17 protein-coding genes are annotated in these 14,151 nt (G+C 48.0%); 1 reads left to right on the top strand and 16 read right to left on the bottom strand.

Features of this window, described 5'->3' with window-relative positions; translation table 11 throughout:
- Positions 1–2 precede the first annotated feature (2 nt).
- The 16 genes from MCON_RS08530 to pheS all read right to left on the bottom strand — a co-directional run bounded on the left by MCON_RS08530 (position 3) and on the right by pheS (position 11,170).
- On the bottom strand, positions 3–194 hold the full coding sequence (locus MCON_RS08530) for a hypothetical protein (protein WP_157863743.1): 192 nt from the start codon (positions 192–194) through the stop codon (positions 3–5).
- A gap of 79 nt (positions 195–273) precedes the next feature.
- Positions 274–447, bottom strand: a complete 174-nt coding sequence (locus MCON_RS16190; protein WP_013719595.1) for a hypothetical protein — start codon at positions 445–447, stop codon at positions 274–276.
- A gap of 291 nt (positions 448–738) precedes the next feature.
- Positions 739–918, bottom strand: a complete 180-nt coding sequence (locus MCON_RS16185) for a hypothetical protein (protein ID WP_157863742.1) — start codon at positions 916–918, stop codon at positions 739–741.
- A gap of 205 nt (positions 919–1,123) precedes the next feature.
- On the bottom strand, positions 1,124–1,474 hold the full coding sequence (locus MCON_RS08525) for a hypothetical protein (protein ID WP_048132209.1): 351 nt from the start codon (positions 1,472–1,474) through the stop codon (positions 1,124–1,126).
- Position 1,475: 1 nt separating this feature from the next.
- Positions 1,476–2,276 (bottom strand): DnaT-like ssDNA-binding protein, encoded by an 801-nt coding sequence (locus MCON_RS08520; RefSeq protein WP_013719592.1) that lies wholly within the window; start codon positions 2,274–2,276, stop codon positions 1,476–1,478.
- The gene (locus tag MCON_RS08515; protein WP_048132208.1) at positions 2,273–2,680 is read right to left on the bottom strand and encodes a hypothetical protein; all 408 of its coding nucleotides are present in this window, start codon (positions 2,678–2,680) and stop codon (positions 2,273–2,275) included. The genes MCON_RS08520 and MCON_RS08515 overlap by 4 nt, the downstream gene beginning before the upstream one ends.
- 11 nt (positions 2,681–2,691) lie before the next feature.
- Positions 2,692–3,081 carry a hypothetical protein gene (locus tag MCON_RS08510; protein ID WP_048132206.1) on the bottom strand — a complete coding sequence of 130 codons (390 nt, stop codon included), beginning with the start codon at positions 3,079–3,081 and terminating at the stop codon, positions 2,692–2,694.
- A gap of 10 nt (positions 3,082–3,091) precedes the next feature.
- The gene (locus tag MCON_RS08505; protein ID WP_013719589.1) at positions 3,092–3,979 is read right to left on the bottom strand and encodes a P22 phage major capsid protein family protein; all 888 of its coding nucleotides are present in this window, start codon (positions 3,977–3,979) and stop codon (positions 3,092–3,094) included.
- Positions 3,980–3,994: 15 nt separating this feature from the next.
- Positions 3,995–4,432, bottom strand: a complete 438-nt coding sequence (locus MCON_RS08500; RefSeq protein ID WP_048132204.1) for a capsid assembly scaffolding protein Gp46 family protein — start codon at positions 4,430–4,432, stop codon at positions 3,995–3,997.
- An 836-nt stretch (positions 4,433–5,268) separates the two neighbouring features.
- Positions 5,269–5,574: a hypothetical protein gene (locus tag MCON_RS08495; RefSeq protein WP_013719588.1), complete on the bottom strand. Its 306-nt coding sequence runs from the start codon at positions 5,572–5,574 to the stop codon at positions 5,269–5,271.
- A gap of 82 nt (positions 5,575–5,656) precedes the next feature.
- Positions 5,657–5,779 carry a hypothetical protein gene (locus MCON_RS16915; protein WP_269798789.1) on the bottom strand — a complete coding sequence of 41 codons (123 nt, stop codon included), beginning with the start codon at positions 5,777–5,779 and terminating at the stop codon, positions 5,657–5,659.
- 1 nt (position 5,780) lies between these two features.
- Positions 5,781–6,110: a hypothetical protein gene (locus MCON_RS08490; protein WP_048132200.1), complete on the bottom strand. Its 330-nt coding sequence runs from the start codon at positions 6,108–6,110 to the stop codon at positions 5,781–5,783.
- 240 nt (positions 6,111–6,350) lie between these two features.
- Positions 6,351–7,190, bottom strand: a complete 840-nt coding sequence (locus MCON_RS08480) for a tyrosine-type recombinase/integrase (RefSeq protein ID WP_013719586.1) — start codon at positions 7,188–7,190, stop codon at positions 6,351–6,353.
- A gap of 242 nt (positions 7,191–7,432) precedes the next feature.
- A complete protein-coding gene (locus tag MCON_RS08475) occupies positions 7,433–7,813 on the bottom strand; it encodes a CBS domain-containing protein (RefSeq protein WP_013719585.1) in 381 nt (126 codons plus the stop codon).
- Between the two features lie 191 nt (positions 7,814–8,004).
- The gene (gene pheT / locus MCON_RS08470) at positions 8,005–9,651 is read right to left on the bottom strand and encodes a phenylalanine--tRNA ligase subunit beta (protein ID WP_013719584.1); all 1,647 of its coding nucleotides are present in this window, start codon (positions 9,649–9,651) and stop codon (positions 8,005–8,007) included.
- Positions 9,652–9,661: 10 nt separating this feature from the next.
- Entirely contained in the window at positions 9,662–11,170 is a 1,509-nt protein-coding gene (pheS, locus tag MCON_RS08465; protein WP_013719583.1) for a phenylalanine--tRNA ligase subunit alpha, read from the bottom strand.
- 340 nt (positions 11,171–11,510) lie between these two features.
- On the opposite strand from pheS, the gene MCON_RS08460 reads away from it, so the two are divergent.
- Positions 11,511–14,150 carry a cation-translocating P-type ATPase gene (locus MCON_RS08460; RefSeq protein WP_013719582.1) on the top strand — a complete coding sequence of 880 codons (2,640 nt, stop codon included), beginning with the start codon at positions 11,511–11,513 and terminating at the stop codon, positions 14,148–14,150.
- The last annotated feature ends 1 nt before the right edge of the window (position 14,151 follow it).

The following is a 14,151-nucleotide window of genomic DNA, read 5'->3' as shown; positions in this document are numbered from 1 at the left end:
CCTCACACCTGCCTGCCCAGACGCATAGTTTTAATTTCATTTCGGTTTTGCATCCAGCGCCTGCCGTTCCTGCCCTCGAACCAAAGTTCATTGCCTAAGACAGCAACCAATCGGCCTGCAAATTCGCGTTTATCATTCTCGACTATCATTATTTTAGATATATAATCATATATCGGATCATCAATGTTGCTCATATTATATTCTCCAGATTGTATATTAAATTGCATGGACAGTTGCTCCCAAATACTGCCAATGCAGTTATATTTTATTCTTTTAAACCACAATATTAAAAATATTGCGTTCTTTTATATGCTGAATGCTGTCAGCAATAAGCATCCTGGTCACATAGCTTTTAGATACGCTATTCTGTTCAGCTATTCTGTCAATTACTTCTTTGTCAATTGCATTTATTGTTGCACCAATGAATACAAACTTTTCCTTTGTCATATACAATTCCTCATATAAAAATATATTTTTCTAAAAAGTAATTAACTTTCTAGTATATATAGTTTATGGTTGAAAGCATTAAAATAGCCAGGGACAGAAATGTTTTAAAAATGCTTCGTTGTAGCCCATTTCGGGCTTTTGTATTGGCTGTCCGTCTATGCAAATAAGTTCATCGAAGATGGACCAAAAGCTTTTTATAGTACTAAGTTCATTTACCATATATAAGACCACCATTTTAAAAATGCATGGGAGCGTTCGTAGCGCCCTTATGCAATTAATATTATTTCTTTTTTATAATTGTATTTCCAATTCTCTTATTTTCAAATTTCTTTTATATATTTCATCTAAACCGATACCTATCACGTACCTACAATATTTTGATAGATCCATATCCTTGCTATCGGCCATATCTTCCAGGAAGTCCTTCAATTCGGACTCCAATTTGAAACAAATAGCTGCATCCATATTCACTGTCACGTTTTTTTCTCCTAATAGTATTACCTTTTTCTATAAAAAAAATATTAAAAGCTTTGGATAAAAAGACAAAAATAAATTTTTGCCTTTTTCCTTAGCTTCAGGTAGGTAATAACAGACTGAAATATAAGCTCCCCAATTCCAAAAAAGAACTTATATTCAATATAATAAAAGTAAACACTTTTACGGAAAATGCGCTATTCTAAAAATGCGCTATTCTAACCACAAAATACTGATAATAATCTATGCCGCCATCCAGATTAGGCACAACCTTCACTTGCTTGATCCAATACGGCTTCCCTTCTTTTATAAAGAACCGCAATTTGTAAGTCAAATCAAAATCGATAAAAACATCAGAACTTACAACTGCATTAATCGGTTCATAAGTTTCCGTCAGACCCACAATTTCTTTTGTAAGATCTTCCCACCGCACCATTAAATTAATGGCTGTAGAAAAATAAGGCGCAGTACCATAATATTCGCTATTGCTGTCGGAAAGAACAACCGGCGTATTCAAGTAGAAAGATATGCTAGAAGGCGTTGTAACAACCATCTTACCGCCTCATAGCATAACTTTTACCAAGATATTTTTTCATAATGCGGACAGCTTCTTTACTAAGTAGTGCAGACACCTTGCCATCAAAAGTCTCAGAAATTGACCCAACGCTAAAGTTCGCAACACCTTCAAGCTTAAGCTTATACCTCGAAGTATTTCCATATTTTAGGATAGCCAGCGCTTCCTCGCAGCAAGCCTGTTTCACATCTTCAGGAACCGCACTTTGTGTATATTCAGTACCATCAGGCTTAGTATAAATTCTTGGAAATTGATTGACTTGCGTAGTCAAAACTTTCTTGCCCGCTAAATTCAGCCCATCGATCTTCCTGGTAGCTTCGCACAAACAGGGCAACTTTGGCGCTACATAAGGATCTGCACCGCCATACAAAAAGACAGCACTATGATCACTATACGTCGTATTTCCATACTTTATGACATCGCTTAACAGGGCCATAACAGCAGGCGTAGCCAGCATCAAAGTCCTGATCTGATAGGTTGCGCTTCCGCCAGTCGCCATTTGTATCAAAATATGCGTGCCCGTAACCACAATTGTTAAAGCGCCACCCGGACCCGTTCCAGTCTCACAAGTAACACTTACCAGATTGCCCGCGATGCCCGGATCTTTCGCAACAAAAGTTAGCCTTTCAGCCAGCGGCAGTGACATATGTGTTGTGACTTGTGCAGTAGCTCCCGGTGTGGTAAAATTCCATTCGCTGCAATACATGTGGTTATCTGTTGCATCGAAATAATCATTCGACTCCAATACGCTTGCATAAGGCACCGTATCTGCAATAGTCATGCTGCCACAACCCCAATCTCATATGTAGTGTGATCGCCCGCCACCGCATCCTGGACACTTATTGCAACCTTTGTAAATGCACCCTCCATATTTAGCCAATGTGGGTCATTGTCGGGCTCAACAATATTGTCGATATAGGTAACCTGCATATCGTCCACATAAAATTCAACTAATACCTTCAAGGAATTTGTGCTTCCCGTATTTTTTACAACGACAGATTGCGTTTTAGTGCCCGTCAATTCAACAGTTTTTACGACAGTTAAATCAGCCGATGTCAATGGCGCATCTAAAGCTCCAGGTGTCCAAATCGTATTCGGAAACGCCCCATTCAACAACAAAGTATTATATTGCTCTTCTGATATTATTCCCGTTTGCCAGGCATCCCATAAAGAAATAGAAGGCATTTTATAGCCCTCTATTTCTCAATCAAATACAGGAATGCAGTTCCAGCGATAGTAGATCCAGCATAATCTATGTAGATCTTGCCCTTGTCGGTTACCGCATTCTGAATCTTAAATCTAGCAGTCTCCAATGGCCCGCAAAGCACTTCTTGTACACCGCCAGTTAGGCTTAATACAAGATCGCCTAGTCCACTTCTAAAGCCATCTCCTGCCTTGATAGTTATGGTATCAGCAGCGGTAGCTGCACTAATAGAAAATCTAAGCATCAAGGCCTTATGATCAGCCTGCGCTACATCAGCAACGCTAATCTCAGCATCATCAGCTTTGTCAATAGCGACGCCAACATCTTCATTCTGGAACGTATTCCAAGCAACGTCATTTCCCGTTAAAACATCTCTTACCATTTTGAATCACCTAAGTTGTTGCCCGTGCAGTCAGCAAAGCCAGTGCAGACGGTCTTACAACCTTCATGCCATAAACATGTAAGCCTTTAACAGCATCCGCAAACCTCTTATCAGGTCGATAAGCCTCAACCTTGTTCACGCTATCCGCAAATGTAATAGCAGATGGAACTCCCGCAATGATCTTGTAGTTGGTCTTGCCTGCATCTCCGCCAGATCCAGCAACAGTAGGCACATTATTAGACTCCAGAATATCAAATCCAGCAGCCCTCTTAACACTACCATTAAGCAGTGCATCTGTAGAACCGCTTGCGCTTGCATCAGTGAATCTTGCATCAGCAGCCAGCTTTTCTACAAACCAGGGCGGTACAACAACCCAGCGGCCTTGTTTCTGAACATTAGCCTCAGATAGCTTAGTGCCCATCTGCAGCAGGTAATCATACGCAGTTGTCCCAGGCGTTGTATTAGGAACCTTGCCAGCAGTATCAGATCCGATCTTGTTAGCAGTTGCAACATCAACATAAGAAGATCCTGCAATAAACTGATCAGCGACATCTGACAGATTATAGGCAGCCTGCCTCATAGCAGCATCCATGATGTTATTAGACATCTGGGCCCTGCTAACATCATCCACGGAGAAGTTAAAGTATTTAGCTTCAGTAGCGGTTAATGTCGCCTGTGCATCATTAAGGGCTTCCGGATCAGATATGTCGCTGTCTTTAGTATAATTTCCAACAGTGATGTCACCGATAGAAGTTATTTTGACAGTAGATCCTTTGCCGCTTATTTCGCCTTCATAATCCCGATTGATAACACCGGGCTGTCCAAAAACCAAACTCTTTTGTAGGTTCTCTAATAGTCTGGCACTCCAAACAGTGCCAATAAATCCTTCAATAGTCATAATAATTCCTTAATATTATTTTACTAGACCAGAAGCCAACTGCTTCTGTATGTTAGTCCAATCCCTGTTTATTTCAGCCGGTTCCATTTGCTCCAATTCGGCTTTCGTGTAAACTTTTGGTGAGGTGTTGCCACCAGCAGGATTAGTTGATCCACCTACGTTTGGTCCGGGCCCAATTCCCGTTATCAAAGCATCAATCGACTCACGCATACTATCTTCATCGGCGCCTTGCACAAATCCCAAAAGACCATCCGGAAGCTTTGCCTCCCGCGCCAGCCTAGTCTTAATCTTCTCCAGACCATGCGCAGCATTTTTTTCTTTCTCATCAGCAAGCTCTTTTTTCAGCCCATCAATTACACTAGACTCTTCCGCACGTTCTTTTCTATCGCGTGCAAGCCGTTCTCCGATAATACGATCAAGATCAGCTTGTGAAAAAATTTTATCTTCTGCCATATATAATACCAACTTTTATGGAAGTCGTCACCAAAATATTAATCAAAATAATATATACAAAAGCGAATTTTACGACCAACGCCATATTTATATACCTAATACTTATATATTATATATCCTTATATAACATAATATAGTAAGTAATATAGTAAATATAGTAAGTACATAGTGAATATATAGTAATATAGTAGTTATAGTGTAAAAGTAATAAGTCCACAAACTTGTAGTAATAGAAGCCCCATACTATATTACTACATTACATGGTTTGCCCATATTGATTTTGCTCAAAATCCTTCTTATAGGGTAGTATGGTACCTACACCTCATCGAAAAGTTAGAAAACAAGGAAAATCTTGTCTCCTGGCTTTCCGGTGTTTTTGGGGGCACCTAAAAAACCATGATTTCGTTTATATACTCCCTCGCGAAAAACGCGGTTTTCAGCGCCTAAAACCCACGATCTCTCATCGGACGTATAATTATTGTCTGAAAAAAAGAACCGCGATTTTAGGGCTCATAAAGCCCCTTTCTTCGCTTGATATCATTTTTTTCGCAAACAAAACAAGGGGGGAAGCGCAAGAACCGAAGCAGCGCCTTCATTTATGAAGGGGCGCTGCGTAGGTTCGCGCAACACCATTTTGGTTAAGATAAACCATTAACTAAAGACTGTGAATAAGCTTCATATAACTAAATTACTAAAATATATATAATTTTTTTCTATTTCTAATACTAATAATACACATAAAACAGCGAAATCTCACTGTTTTTTGCATTATTGAAGCAAACTAAATTTAGTCCCAGAAATCAGTTAATGGTTTATCTAAACTAATTCTCCAATTTCTATTTTAACATTATTATCTTTTTACGCTTATCCATGTGATATGGATTCACTTCAATGTGGTCTTGCATAGCTGCCAATAGTTGGCTGAATTGACTCTTCGACAGGTGCATCTTCTGACGTGCTTCCTTCTCAAGCATCTTACCGCCATTCGCTACAAGTAAGGCCCTCAAGATCTCTCCTCTATCCTTTTGCATGGGCTGTGGCTCTCTCTTCGTTTGAAGTTGCTTGATTAGCCGGGCCTGAATCTCCTGGTTCTCGACAAGATGGGCTTGCATAGCAGCCATAGCAGCATTTTCTTCCTGCAATTTGACTATTGTTGCCTCTAGGTCAGAAATGCGATCCTGTAAGGGCTGAAGGGCTTTCTCGAAAAGTGCCAGGCTCGCTCACTCAGTCCTCCTCCTGGATCTCCTTAAGGATTTCCTCCAACTCCACTATTCGCCCTTGAAGATACCTGATATCATCAAGTGCTGCATAATATTTTGCATATAATTCTTCACAAAAAATGTTCATCTTAAATCACCTCCACAGGCCCATGCGCTCCGCCAGGCCACCCAGGCAAGCCATCGCGAAGGTTCGCTTCTTGCGGGAAGTATTTTTTCTGATGCTTGCAAGGCCCGTGATGATATGTCGCTGCTGGGCAAGAACATCCCTTTGCAGTCACCGTGTAGTATGCATCCTTTTTGTTGCTTAAAACCAGCACCAAGCGGCTATCTCCATCTCCCATTTCCACAAATTCGGGCAATGGATCGCATGATACCTTTTTCCATGCCAAAAGTGCTTTCACAGCATCGATTCGTTGGGTTATGGGGCTGCCGCTAGCTAAAAGCGTTTTTTCAACCATTTGGTTCACCAATTAGTCATATGTGCCTGATACTTAATTAACTTTTTGGTGCGATAAAATTAATAATTAAACTCGTATAATAATATTTCGATTGAATGAATACATCAAAACGATGAAATGCATGCATAAAATTCCCGAATAATAGAAGAATGGGCAGATAAACCGCCCATCCCTTGCCGTTAGATTTGGTGAACCAAACGGCACAAAAAAGAAGACTCTTATTGCATATAGGGTTTTTCATCATAGCTTCAAACATTGGTTATAGCGCTCCCGAAGCGTCTTATCCGCAACATGGGCATATCTAAGCGTTGTCCGGATGTCCCGATGCCTAAGCAATTCCTTAACTATTCTTATGTCACAGCCATTCGCAATCATTAGGGTGGCTGGCGTATGTCTGCTAAATACATGCAATCCCCCTGCTTTCTGAACATTTGATTTATGCTTATATATAATAAACATTCTATAAAGATCTTTTCGATCCCATCTTCTCCCACGATCCGTATAAAAAAGCGGCTTCCTTCCATCAATATCTATCGCGGGCCTAACCTGCAAGTATTCCTTCAAAACCGCAATACACTCATTTGATAAAGGAACTGTGCCAGACCTACCACCCTTACCATCCCTTATACGCAGCGTCATTAATCCCAAATCAATATCTTCATCGTCAATAGCCGTTAGTTCTGAAGCGCGCAAACAGCCATAGAAAAGAACATTAAGCATTGCAAGATGCTTTATGTTATGGATAACGCAAAAGATCCTCCTAACATCGTCTTCATTGAAATAATGCGGTATCCCTTCCGACCTCTTTAAATACGGTATTGAAATTTCTTGCCCAAGCATTTCATGATATTTTTTAATACTCGTGATATAATTATCGATTGTGCTTCCCGCAAGCTTCCTATTATGAAGCCCATCCAAGAAATCCGGCACTGATTTATTGGCTTGAATGTACTTTGAAATACACATAAGATAGCTATCTATCGTAGATGGCCGATGACCATGGTCTCGAAGATAACGCCTGAATTTATCCAAATCAAATTTTTCTGGACTTTTTATAGTCCAATCAATATCCAGCTTCATCTTTGTCTCTCCTTAAGGTAATCAGGAGCAGACTTGTAACATCGCATATGCTGTAATGCTGAAAATCGCGACCTGCCGATCCCCAATATGACAAATTAATCTCGTCAGGTTTAGCAAACCTGCGCCATACCAAGCTAGGCGACCTCGACTCTGACCCTCGAAGCTTTACCTAAGACTATTTAAAATCTGCGTTGCGGCAGCAGCAAACCGCCCCAAGAGAATCGTGGATTCTGCCCCATACCTCATCTCACGCAGGCCAGCAGATCCTTGCTGGTGACGATGCCCACCAGGGCCCCATCCTTCATCACCGGCAGCCTTCTGATCTTATGCTCAATCATCAGCTCCGCCGCCTTCTGGGTGGAATCATCAAGATCGATGGTGATCAGTGGAGCTGGAGTCATGATATCAGAGACCTTGACCCTTGCCGGGTCCAGCCCCCTGGCGAACACCTCCAGGAAGATCTGGCTGGTGGTGACGATTCCCAGACACTCCTTGAGGAGGCGCTCTTTTGCCACCAGAACGCTGCCCTTCTTCTGCGCGGCCATCACCTTTATAGCATCCAGCACCATGGCCTCGGGGGGCACGGTGACAATGGGATAGCTCATCAATTCTCTGACCTTCATGGCACGACCTTTCCTTCGGGCGGACAATAAGAATAAAGCCGCCGTTTTGCATTTCCAATTCACCTATTGCCGCTCTATCAAGATAAATCAGACGCTCGGATTATGATAAGATAATAATATCGTACCATTTATATTCTTGTTTTAGATCTTCTGGAAAAGGAGAGGAGGAGGAGGAAGATGAGGAGAGCCACCTATTGCTCCAGCTCTCCCCACTCGATCTCCAGACCTACCGCGGGCTGCTCCAGGCCGAAGCTGCGCAAGAGCAGGGGGTGCAGCTCTCCAAAGCAGCCGATCCTCTTGCCTTCTGCGAAGAGGTCCGCCCCCCTTCCCGGCATAAAAGCTCTGTCCTTGGTGGGAACGATATCCGCCTCGAGGTCCATCTCCCTCAAGACGGCATCCACAACCGACCTGATCTCTGAATAATTCGCCCCGCTGTGAATGGATGCAGCAGCCAGATTCATCCTGGTCTTCTTGTCTTTCACCACATCCCCGGCAGCGAATATCCTCTGGGGAAGAGGATGATGCTGATTGAGGGCGAAGATCTCCAGAAGGGAGCTGAGAAGCGAGGTACGGAGGATGGTATGCAGCTCGCTTATGGGGTGCAGCACCCGCACCGCTCCCGCCGCCTCCGGAGCAGCAGATCGGCGCATCCACTGGAAGTGCACCAACTCATTGGTCAGGGTGAAGGGCATGGTCTCCAGATACCCGAGGCCGGCCATGATCTCCCTGATCTCTCCCTTGCGCACTTCAGAAGAATGGGCCCGGCCCACGGTCACCGTCTGGGGAAGCCGGGCTTCCAGATTGTCGTAGCCATATGCCTTGGCCGCATCCTCGAAGATGTCCCAGGAGTGCATTATATCCGCCCGGTAGGCCGGGACCTGCACCACCACGATATCATCCATCTCCTCGCCGGCGGTGACGGCTCCAAAGCGCATCCTCTTCAGGCATTCAGCCAGCTCTGCTCCCGTCAGATCAAATCCTATCAGCCGGTTGGCCTCCTCAGTTCTCACCTTCCAGCTGGCGGGCGACAGATCCGGGCTGAGAAAGTCGCCCTCGCTCCTCTTGACCAGAACGCTCTCTATTTTCCCTCCCCGCTCCGCCAGAGAGGTGACCACGATGTTCAGGGCCTTGTGGACCACAGGGTCGGTCCCGGTGACATCGATGAAGAGATCCTCCGTCTCCTCGGTGACGCTGGTCAGCTCGCCATTGATGATCGGCGGGAAGGATAAAACCCGATCATCTGCATCCACGATCAGTGGATAGACCGGACAGTCCTTCAGGATATGGCCGTAATCCTTTCCTTTGGGGTGATTATGCAGGATCTCCTCCATGGTCATCTCCTCGCTATAGTCCAGAGGGACAAACCTGCGTTGAGGGCTCTCGCCGAAGTAGCGGAAGGGTGGCCGTACCCTGGATATGTCGTGCACTCCTATGGCCACCTTCCGCCGGTTCCTGCCCAGGCCCCAGTGCAGATCCTCTTGCAGCCCCATCAGGGACTCGATGGCCTCATCGGTGAACTCGAGACCCCGCACCACTGCACAGCCGATCAGAGGGCGCACCGATTTTATTGATTCCTCCACCTGAACGACGACAGGACCGGGGGAGACGCTGTAGCTGACTAGATCGGTCTTGATCCCCAGGAATCCTTGCATCGCTCTGGCCACCCCCTCCGAGCTATAGAGGTCCGGCCGGTCGGGGAAGAACTCCACATCAACATACTCCTCTTCCGCTCTCTTTCCTATGTCTGCACCCATCATGGCCAGCCTGCTCATGATCGTCTCTCGAGAGGCGCCAATCAGCCTCTCCATATCCTGATAATAAAGTCTGACAACGGGCATGGTATACTCCTCACAGCTTGATGGAAACCGGCGTCTGGCGTAGCCATTCGATATCCGATTGATAAAGCAGCCGGAGGTCCTTCAGCCCCAGCCTTAGCATGGCCACCCTGGAGACTCCCAGGCCCCAGGCCAAAACGGGATGATCGATGCCGAATGGGGCTGTAACCTCCTTTCTGAAAACACCTGCTCCACCCAGCTCCACCCATCCCAGGCCGTCGATATAGACCTCGGGCTCGACTGAAGGCTCAGTGTAGGGGAAGTAGCCCGGGCGGAAGCGCACCTCCTCAAATCCCATCTTTCCATAAAACTCCTTCAAGATGCCCAGGAGATGGCAGAAGCTCACGCTCTCGTCCATCACTATTCCCTCCAGCTGCTCGAACTCCGGGGTATGGGTGGAGTCTATAGCCTCCCGCCGGTAGACCCGATCGATTCCGAAGGCCTTGACCGGCGGCCGGGGATGCTCTGCCAGGTATTTGATCGTCACTCCGGTGGTATGGGTACGCAACACCTCCTGCCGGGCCACCTCCGGACTCCAGCAGCCTCCCCATCCGGTAGACCCTACGCTGCCGCCACATTCATGCATCTCTTTGATCCGGGCGTAATCGGGGATATCCCCCTGGCTGTTCAGATAGAAGGTGTCCTGCATCTCCCTGGCCGGATGGTCCTGGGGCTGGAAGAGGGCATCGAAGTTCCAGAAGCTGGTCTGAACGATCGGCCCCTTGATCTCGACAAATCCCATCTCCAGCATGATCTCCCGCATGTTATCGATCAGTCGCTGGTAGGGATGCCTTTTTCCCGGAAAAATCCGATCGGCAGGGAGAGAGACGTCATAGGGGCGAGGGCGATAGACTGAGCCTCTGTAGCCCAGATATAAACCGTCCACATCATCCTGCCACTCCCCCGATTTTATCATCTCAGCAGTGAGAGCAGGCATATCCAGTACCGCGTTCTTTGTGCCGGAACGCTTTGGCTCGAGCTTTGTTATTGCCAGGCTGCCAGCTTCGGTGATGATGTAGCGCCACTCTTTGCTCTTGCTGGAGGTGACAAGCCCCCGGCTTTTCAAAGCAGCGAGGGCCTTCTCGTCCCATTTGGGATTGGAGCTGACTCCATCACTCAGAGCCTCCAGGATCAGCTCATCCTCGCCCTTGTCAGCGTCCTTTAGGGGTTTGATCATCCCCCCTTCGATCGCCGCCCAGCCCTTCTTACGCAGCCAGCCCAGGCCGATCTTGAGGGCAGGGTCCTTCACCTCGGACATGTGCATACCCCCTCCTAAAGATAGAAGGAGCCTTCTCTCTGGCAGGCCCTCCCTGACATAAGCAGCCCCCTCATCGGTGAGGGAGAAGGTCTCATTCACCGACTTATCCACCTGGATCAGGCCCTGCTCGGCCAGCAGGTCTGCTGCCGCTCGGGCCGCCTCGATCTTCATCTGCCGCTTTTCGGCAATGCTCTGCGGATCCGAAAGTCCTTCTGATATCGCTTTCAGCACTAGAAACTCGTTATTCGATAAATCTGATAGCATAGTATCGTCCCTGCTCTGATTGATTTTCGGGGCAACTGCCAGTTGCCCTCAAAAGAAAGAAAAGACTGTGTGGCTCCAGACTCCCAAAGCCTGCCCATTCTGCTTTGAGAGCATGGTTCTGTGATTGATAATTGGGATCTTTGCTATATTCTGAGGCACGTTTTTTTCGGTTAGACTGATGATACATAAACCTGTCGAACAGCGCCCCCAGTGAAGGAAGGCAAGATGAAGGGAACAGCCTCAGGATTTCATAGGAATCAGCGTTAAGTATTTCTACAATTGACGGACTCCACTTTATCCCAATGCGATAGGGGTCTGAAAGACTGTGAACTGGCACACAATGACAACGGATGAGGTCTTATCCAAGCTGGATTCCGACCAAAAAGGCATAAGCTCGATGCAGGCAAAAGAAAGGCTCTCCCAGCACGGCCCCAATCAGCTTGAAAGCACTACCAAACCCTCGCCATTGAAAATATTCATAGGCAAGTTCAAAGACTACATGGTCCTGGTGCTGATCTTTGCCGCTATCATCTCTTTTATTGCCGGAGAGACCACCAATGCCTATGTCATTTTGGGGATCGTCGTTTTAGTTGCCATCATCGGCTTCGTCCAGGAGTACAAGGCAGAGAAGGCTATGGAGGCGCTGAGGGAGATGGTGGCCCCAGAGGCGGATGTGATCAGAGACGGTCAGATGAGCACCATACCTGCTGCAGACCTTGTTCCAGGGGACGTGGTCTTCCTGGAGGCGGGGGATAAGGTGCCAGCCGACGGCCGCATCCTGGAGGTGACCTCCCTTCAGGTCATCGAGTCCTCTTTAACCGGAGAGTCCATGCCGGTGGAAAAGTTGGCCCAGACCCTGCCCGAGGATATAGCGCTGGCAGACAGGAAGAATATGGTCTTCATGGGGACCATCATATCTCAGGGCAACTGTCGGGCAATAGTCACCGCCACCGGTCTCGGCACAGAGCTAGGAAGGATCTCAGGCCTGATGAAGCAGGAGCAGGCCGAGCCGCCTCTCAAGATCAAGCTCCAGCAGCTGGCGAAAAGGCAGGCCCTTTTAGTGATGGTGATATCGGCGATCGTCTTCATCCTCATGTTCAGCCGGGGGTTGCCGGTCATAGATGCCCTCATCGCCTCCATCGCTCTGGCAGTAGCCGGCATCCCTGAAGCCCTTCCCTTCATAGTCACACTGGCCCTGGCCTTTGGAACCCAGGCCATGGCAAAGAAGAACGCCATCATCAGAAGGCTTCCCGAAGTGGAGACCCTGGGCTCGACCACGGTGATCTGCACCGATAAGACCGGTACTCTGACCACAGGAGAGATGACCCTTCGTGAGATCCGCACCTACAGAAAGATCGAGGTCACGGGGGCAGGATACGATCCATCCGGCCAGTTCATATCCCAGGGAGCAAAGCTCGAGCCCACAGAAGAGGACCTGGCGAGGATTCTCAAGATTGGAGTGCATGCCAACAACTCTGCCATAGAGAGGGCCAATGGCGGCTGGAGGGTGGTGGGCGATCCTACGGAGGGAGCGCTTATCGTGGCAGCCAAAAAAGCAGGGATTCTCGATAAGATAAAAGATAGCAGCAGCAGGTTCATTGAGTATCCCTTTGACTCCGAGCGCATGAGGATGACCACTGTGGACGAGGTTCATAAAGAGGGCTATATAGTCTCCATGAAAGGCGCTCCAGAGGTGGTGCTGAGCCACTGCACAAAGACCACGACCCCCAATGGGACGAAGACCCTGACGGAGGAGGATAGAAGATCGATCCTGGCAGACGCAGACGATATGGCAGAGAACGCCCTCCGGGTCCTGGCCCTCGCCTGGAAGCCCATATCGAACAACGACCCGGTTGAAGTGGATTGCATAGAGTCCGGGCTGATCTTCGCCGGCCTGACCGGCATGATGGACCCACCGAGAAAGGAGGTTCCTGAGGCGATAAGAGTCAGCAAGATGGCGGGCATAAGAACGGTCATGATCACCGGAGACCACCGCCTGACCGCCAGGGCCATCGGCAAGGAGCTGGGGATAGGCAACGGAGAGGTAATCGAAGGAGTCCAGCTCGATCGGATGAGCTCCGAGGATCTGCGTGAGCACATAGATGACGTATCAGTATTTGCCAGGGTCACCGCTGAGCACAAGGTCCGCATAGTGGAGGCCCTGAAAGCAAGAGGCCATATCGTAGCCATGACCGGAGACGGAGTGAACGACGCCCCTGCTCTGACTGCTGCCGATATCGGCGTAGCCATGGGCAGGACGGGCACCGAGGTCACCAAAGAGGCCTCGGATATGGTCATCGCCGATGACAACTTCGCCACCATCGTCAGCGCCATAGAAGAGGGGAGGAGGATCTTCGACAATATCAGAAAAGGCACCTCCTATCTGCTCTCTGTCAGCTTTGCCGAGCTGGCCACCATCTTCTTCGCCGTTGCCCTGGGATTTCCTCTCCCCCTTCTTGCCGCCCAGATCCTGTGGATCAACGTGGTGGCAGAGGAGTTTCCCGCCATCGGCCTGGCCCTGGAGCCCTCTCACTCCGATATCATGAAACGGAAGCCCCGCGATCCAAAAGAATCGATGCCCTCCCGGCCCCTGATGATCTACACCCTGGGAATCGCTGCCGCCATTGTAGCTGGAACCCTGGGGATGTACATAATAACCCTACAATCGAATCCCGATCTGAGCTATGCCCGGACGGTGGCATTCGTGGGCCTGGGCTTTTTCACGGTTTACAATGCCTACAGCAGCCGCTCTTTGCAGGAGTCCGTCTTCAGGATGAATCCCCTGGGGAACAAGACCCTGCTCATGGGAATTGCAGCCTCAATTCTGGCCATACTGGCGGTGGTCTACATCCCCTTCATGCAGTTCATATTCGAGACCAGGCCGCTTTCATCCGAGAGCTGGATTCTGATCCTGACAACCGGACTGGTGGTGGTCCTGGCTGCTGAGGTGATGAAAAAGATCCTCTCTGGATTGAGATGAA

Source organism: Methanothrix soehngenii GP6 (genome assembly GCF_000204415.1).
Taxonomy (GTDB): domain Archaea; phylum Halobacteriota; class Methanosarcinia; order Methanotrichales; family Methanotrichaceae; genus Methanothrix; species Methanothrix soehngenii.
The sequence above is the reverse complement of the archived record's forward strand: the minus strand, read 5'-3'. Positions and strand labels throughout refer to the sequence as shown.

What these genes read in the sequence shown, in the direction of transcription:
- MCON_RS08520 (WP_013719592.1), bottom strand. Translation starts at nt 2,276, where the DNA reads ATGACTATTGCAGATACGGTGCCTTATGCAAGCGTATTGGAGTCGAAT.
- MCON_RS16915 (WP_269798789.1), bottom strand. Translation starts at nt 5,779, where the DNA reads ATGAACATTTTTTGTGAAGAATTATATGCAAAATATTATGCAGCACTT.
- MCON_RS08525 (WP_048132209.1), bottom strand. Translation starts at nt 1,474, where the DNA reads ATGGTTGTTACAACGCCTTCTAGCATATCTTTCTACTTGAATACGCCG.
- pheT (WP_013719584.1), bottom strand. Translation starts at nt 9,651, where the DNA reads ATGCCCGTTGTCAGACTTTATTATCAGGATATGGAGAGGCTGATTGGC.
- MCON_RS08515 (WP_048132208.1), bottom strand. Translation starts at nt 2,680, where the DNA reads ATGCCTTCTATTTCTTTATGGGATGCCTGGCAAACGGGAATAATATCA.
- MCON_RS08490 (WP_048132200.1), bottom strand. Translation starts at nt 6,110, where the DNA reads ATGGTTGAAAAAACGCTTTTAGCTAGCGGCAGCCCCATAACCCAACGA.
- MCON_RS08500 (WP_048132204.1), bottom strand. Translation starts at nt 4,432, where the DNA reads ATGGCAGAAGATAAAATTTTTTCACAAGCTGATCTTGATCGTATTATC.
- MCON_RS16190 (WP_013719595.1), bottom strand. Translation starts at nt 447, where the DNA reads ATGACAAAGGAAAAGTTTGTATTCATTGGTGCAACAATAAATGCAATT.
- MCON_RS08480 (WP_013719586.1), bottom strand. Translation starts at nt 7,190, where the DNA reads ATGAAGCTGGATATTGATTGGACTATAAAAAGTCCAGAAAAATTTGAT.
- pheS (WP_013719583.1), bottom strand. Translation starts at nt 11,170, where the DNA reads ATGCTATCAGATTTATCGAATAACGAGTTTCTAGTGCTGAAAGCGATA.
- MCON_RS08530 (WP_157863743.1), bottom strand. Translation starts at nt 194, where the DNA reads ATGAGCAACATTGATGATCCGATATATGATTATATATCTAAAATAATG.
- MCON_RS08460 (WP_013719582.1), top strand. Translation starts at nt 11,511, where the DNA reads ATGACAACGGATGAGGTCTTATCCAAGCTGGATTCCGACCAAAAAGGC.
- MCON_RS08510 (WP_048132206.1), bottom strand. Translation starts at nt 3,081, where the DNA reads ATGGTAAGAGATGTTTTAACGGGAAATGACGTTGCTTGGAATACGTTC.
- MCON_RS08505 (WP_013719589.1), bottom strand. Translation starts at nt 3,979, where the DNA reads ATGACTATTGAAGGATTTATTGGCACTGTTTGGAGTGCCAGACTATTA.
- MCON_RS08475 (WP_013719585.1), bottom strand. Translation starts at nt 7,813, where the DNA reads ATGAAGGTCAGAGAATTGATGAGCTATCCCATTGTCACCGTGCCCCCC.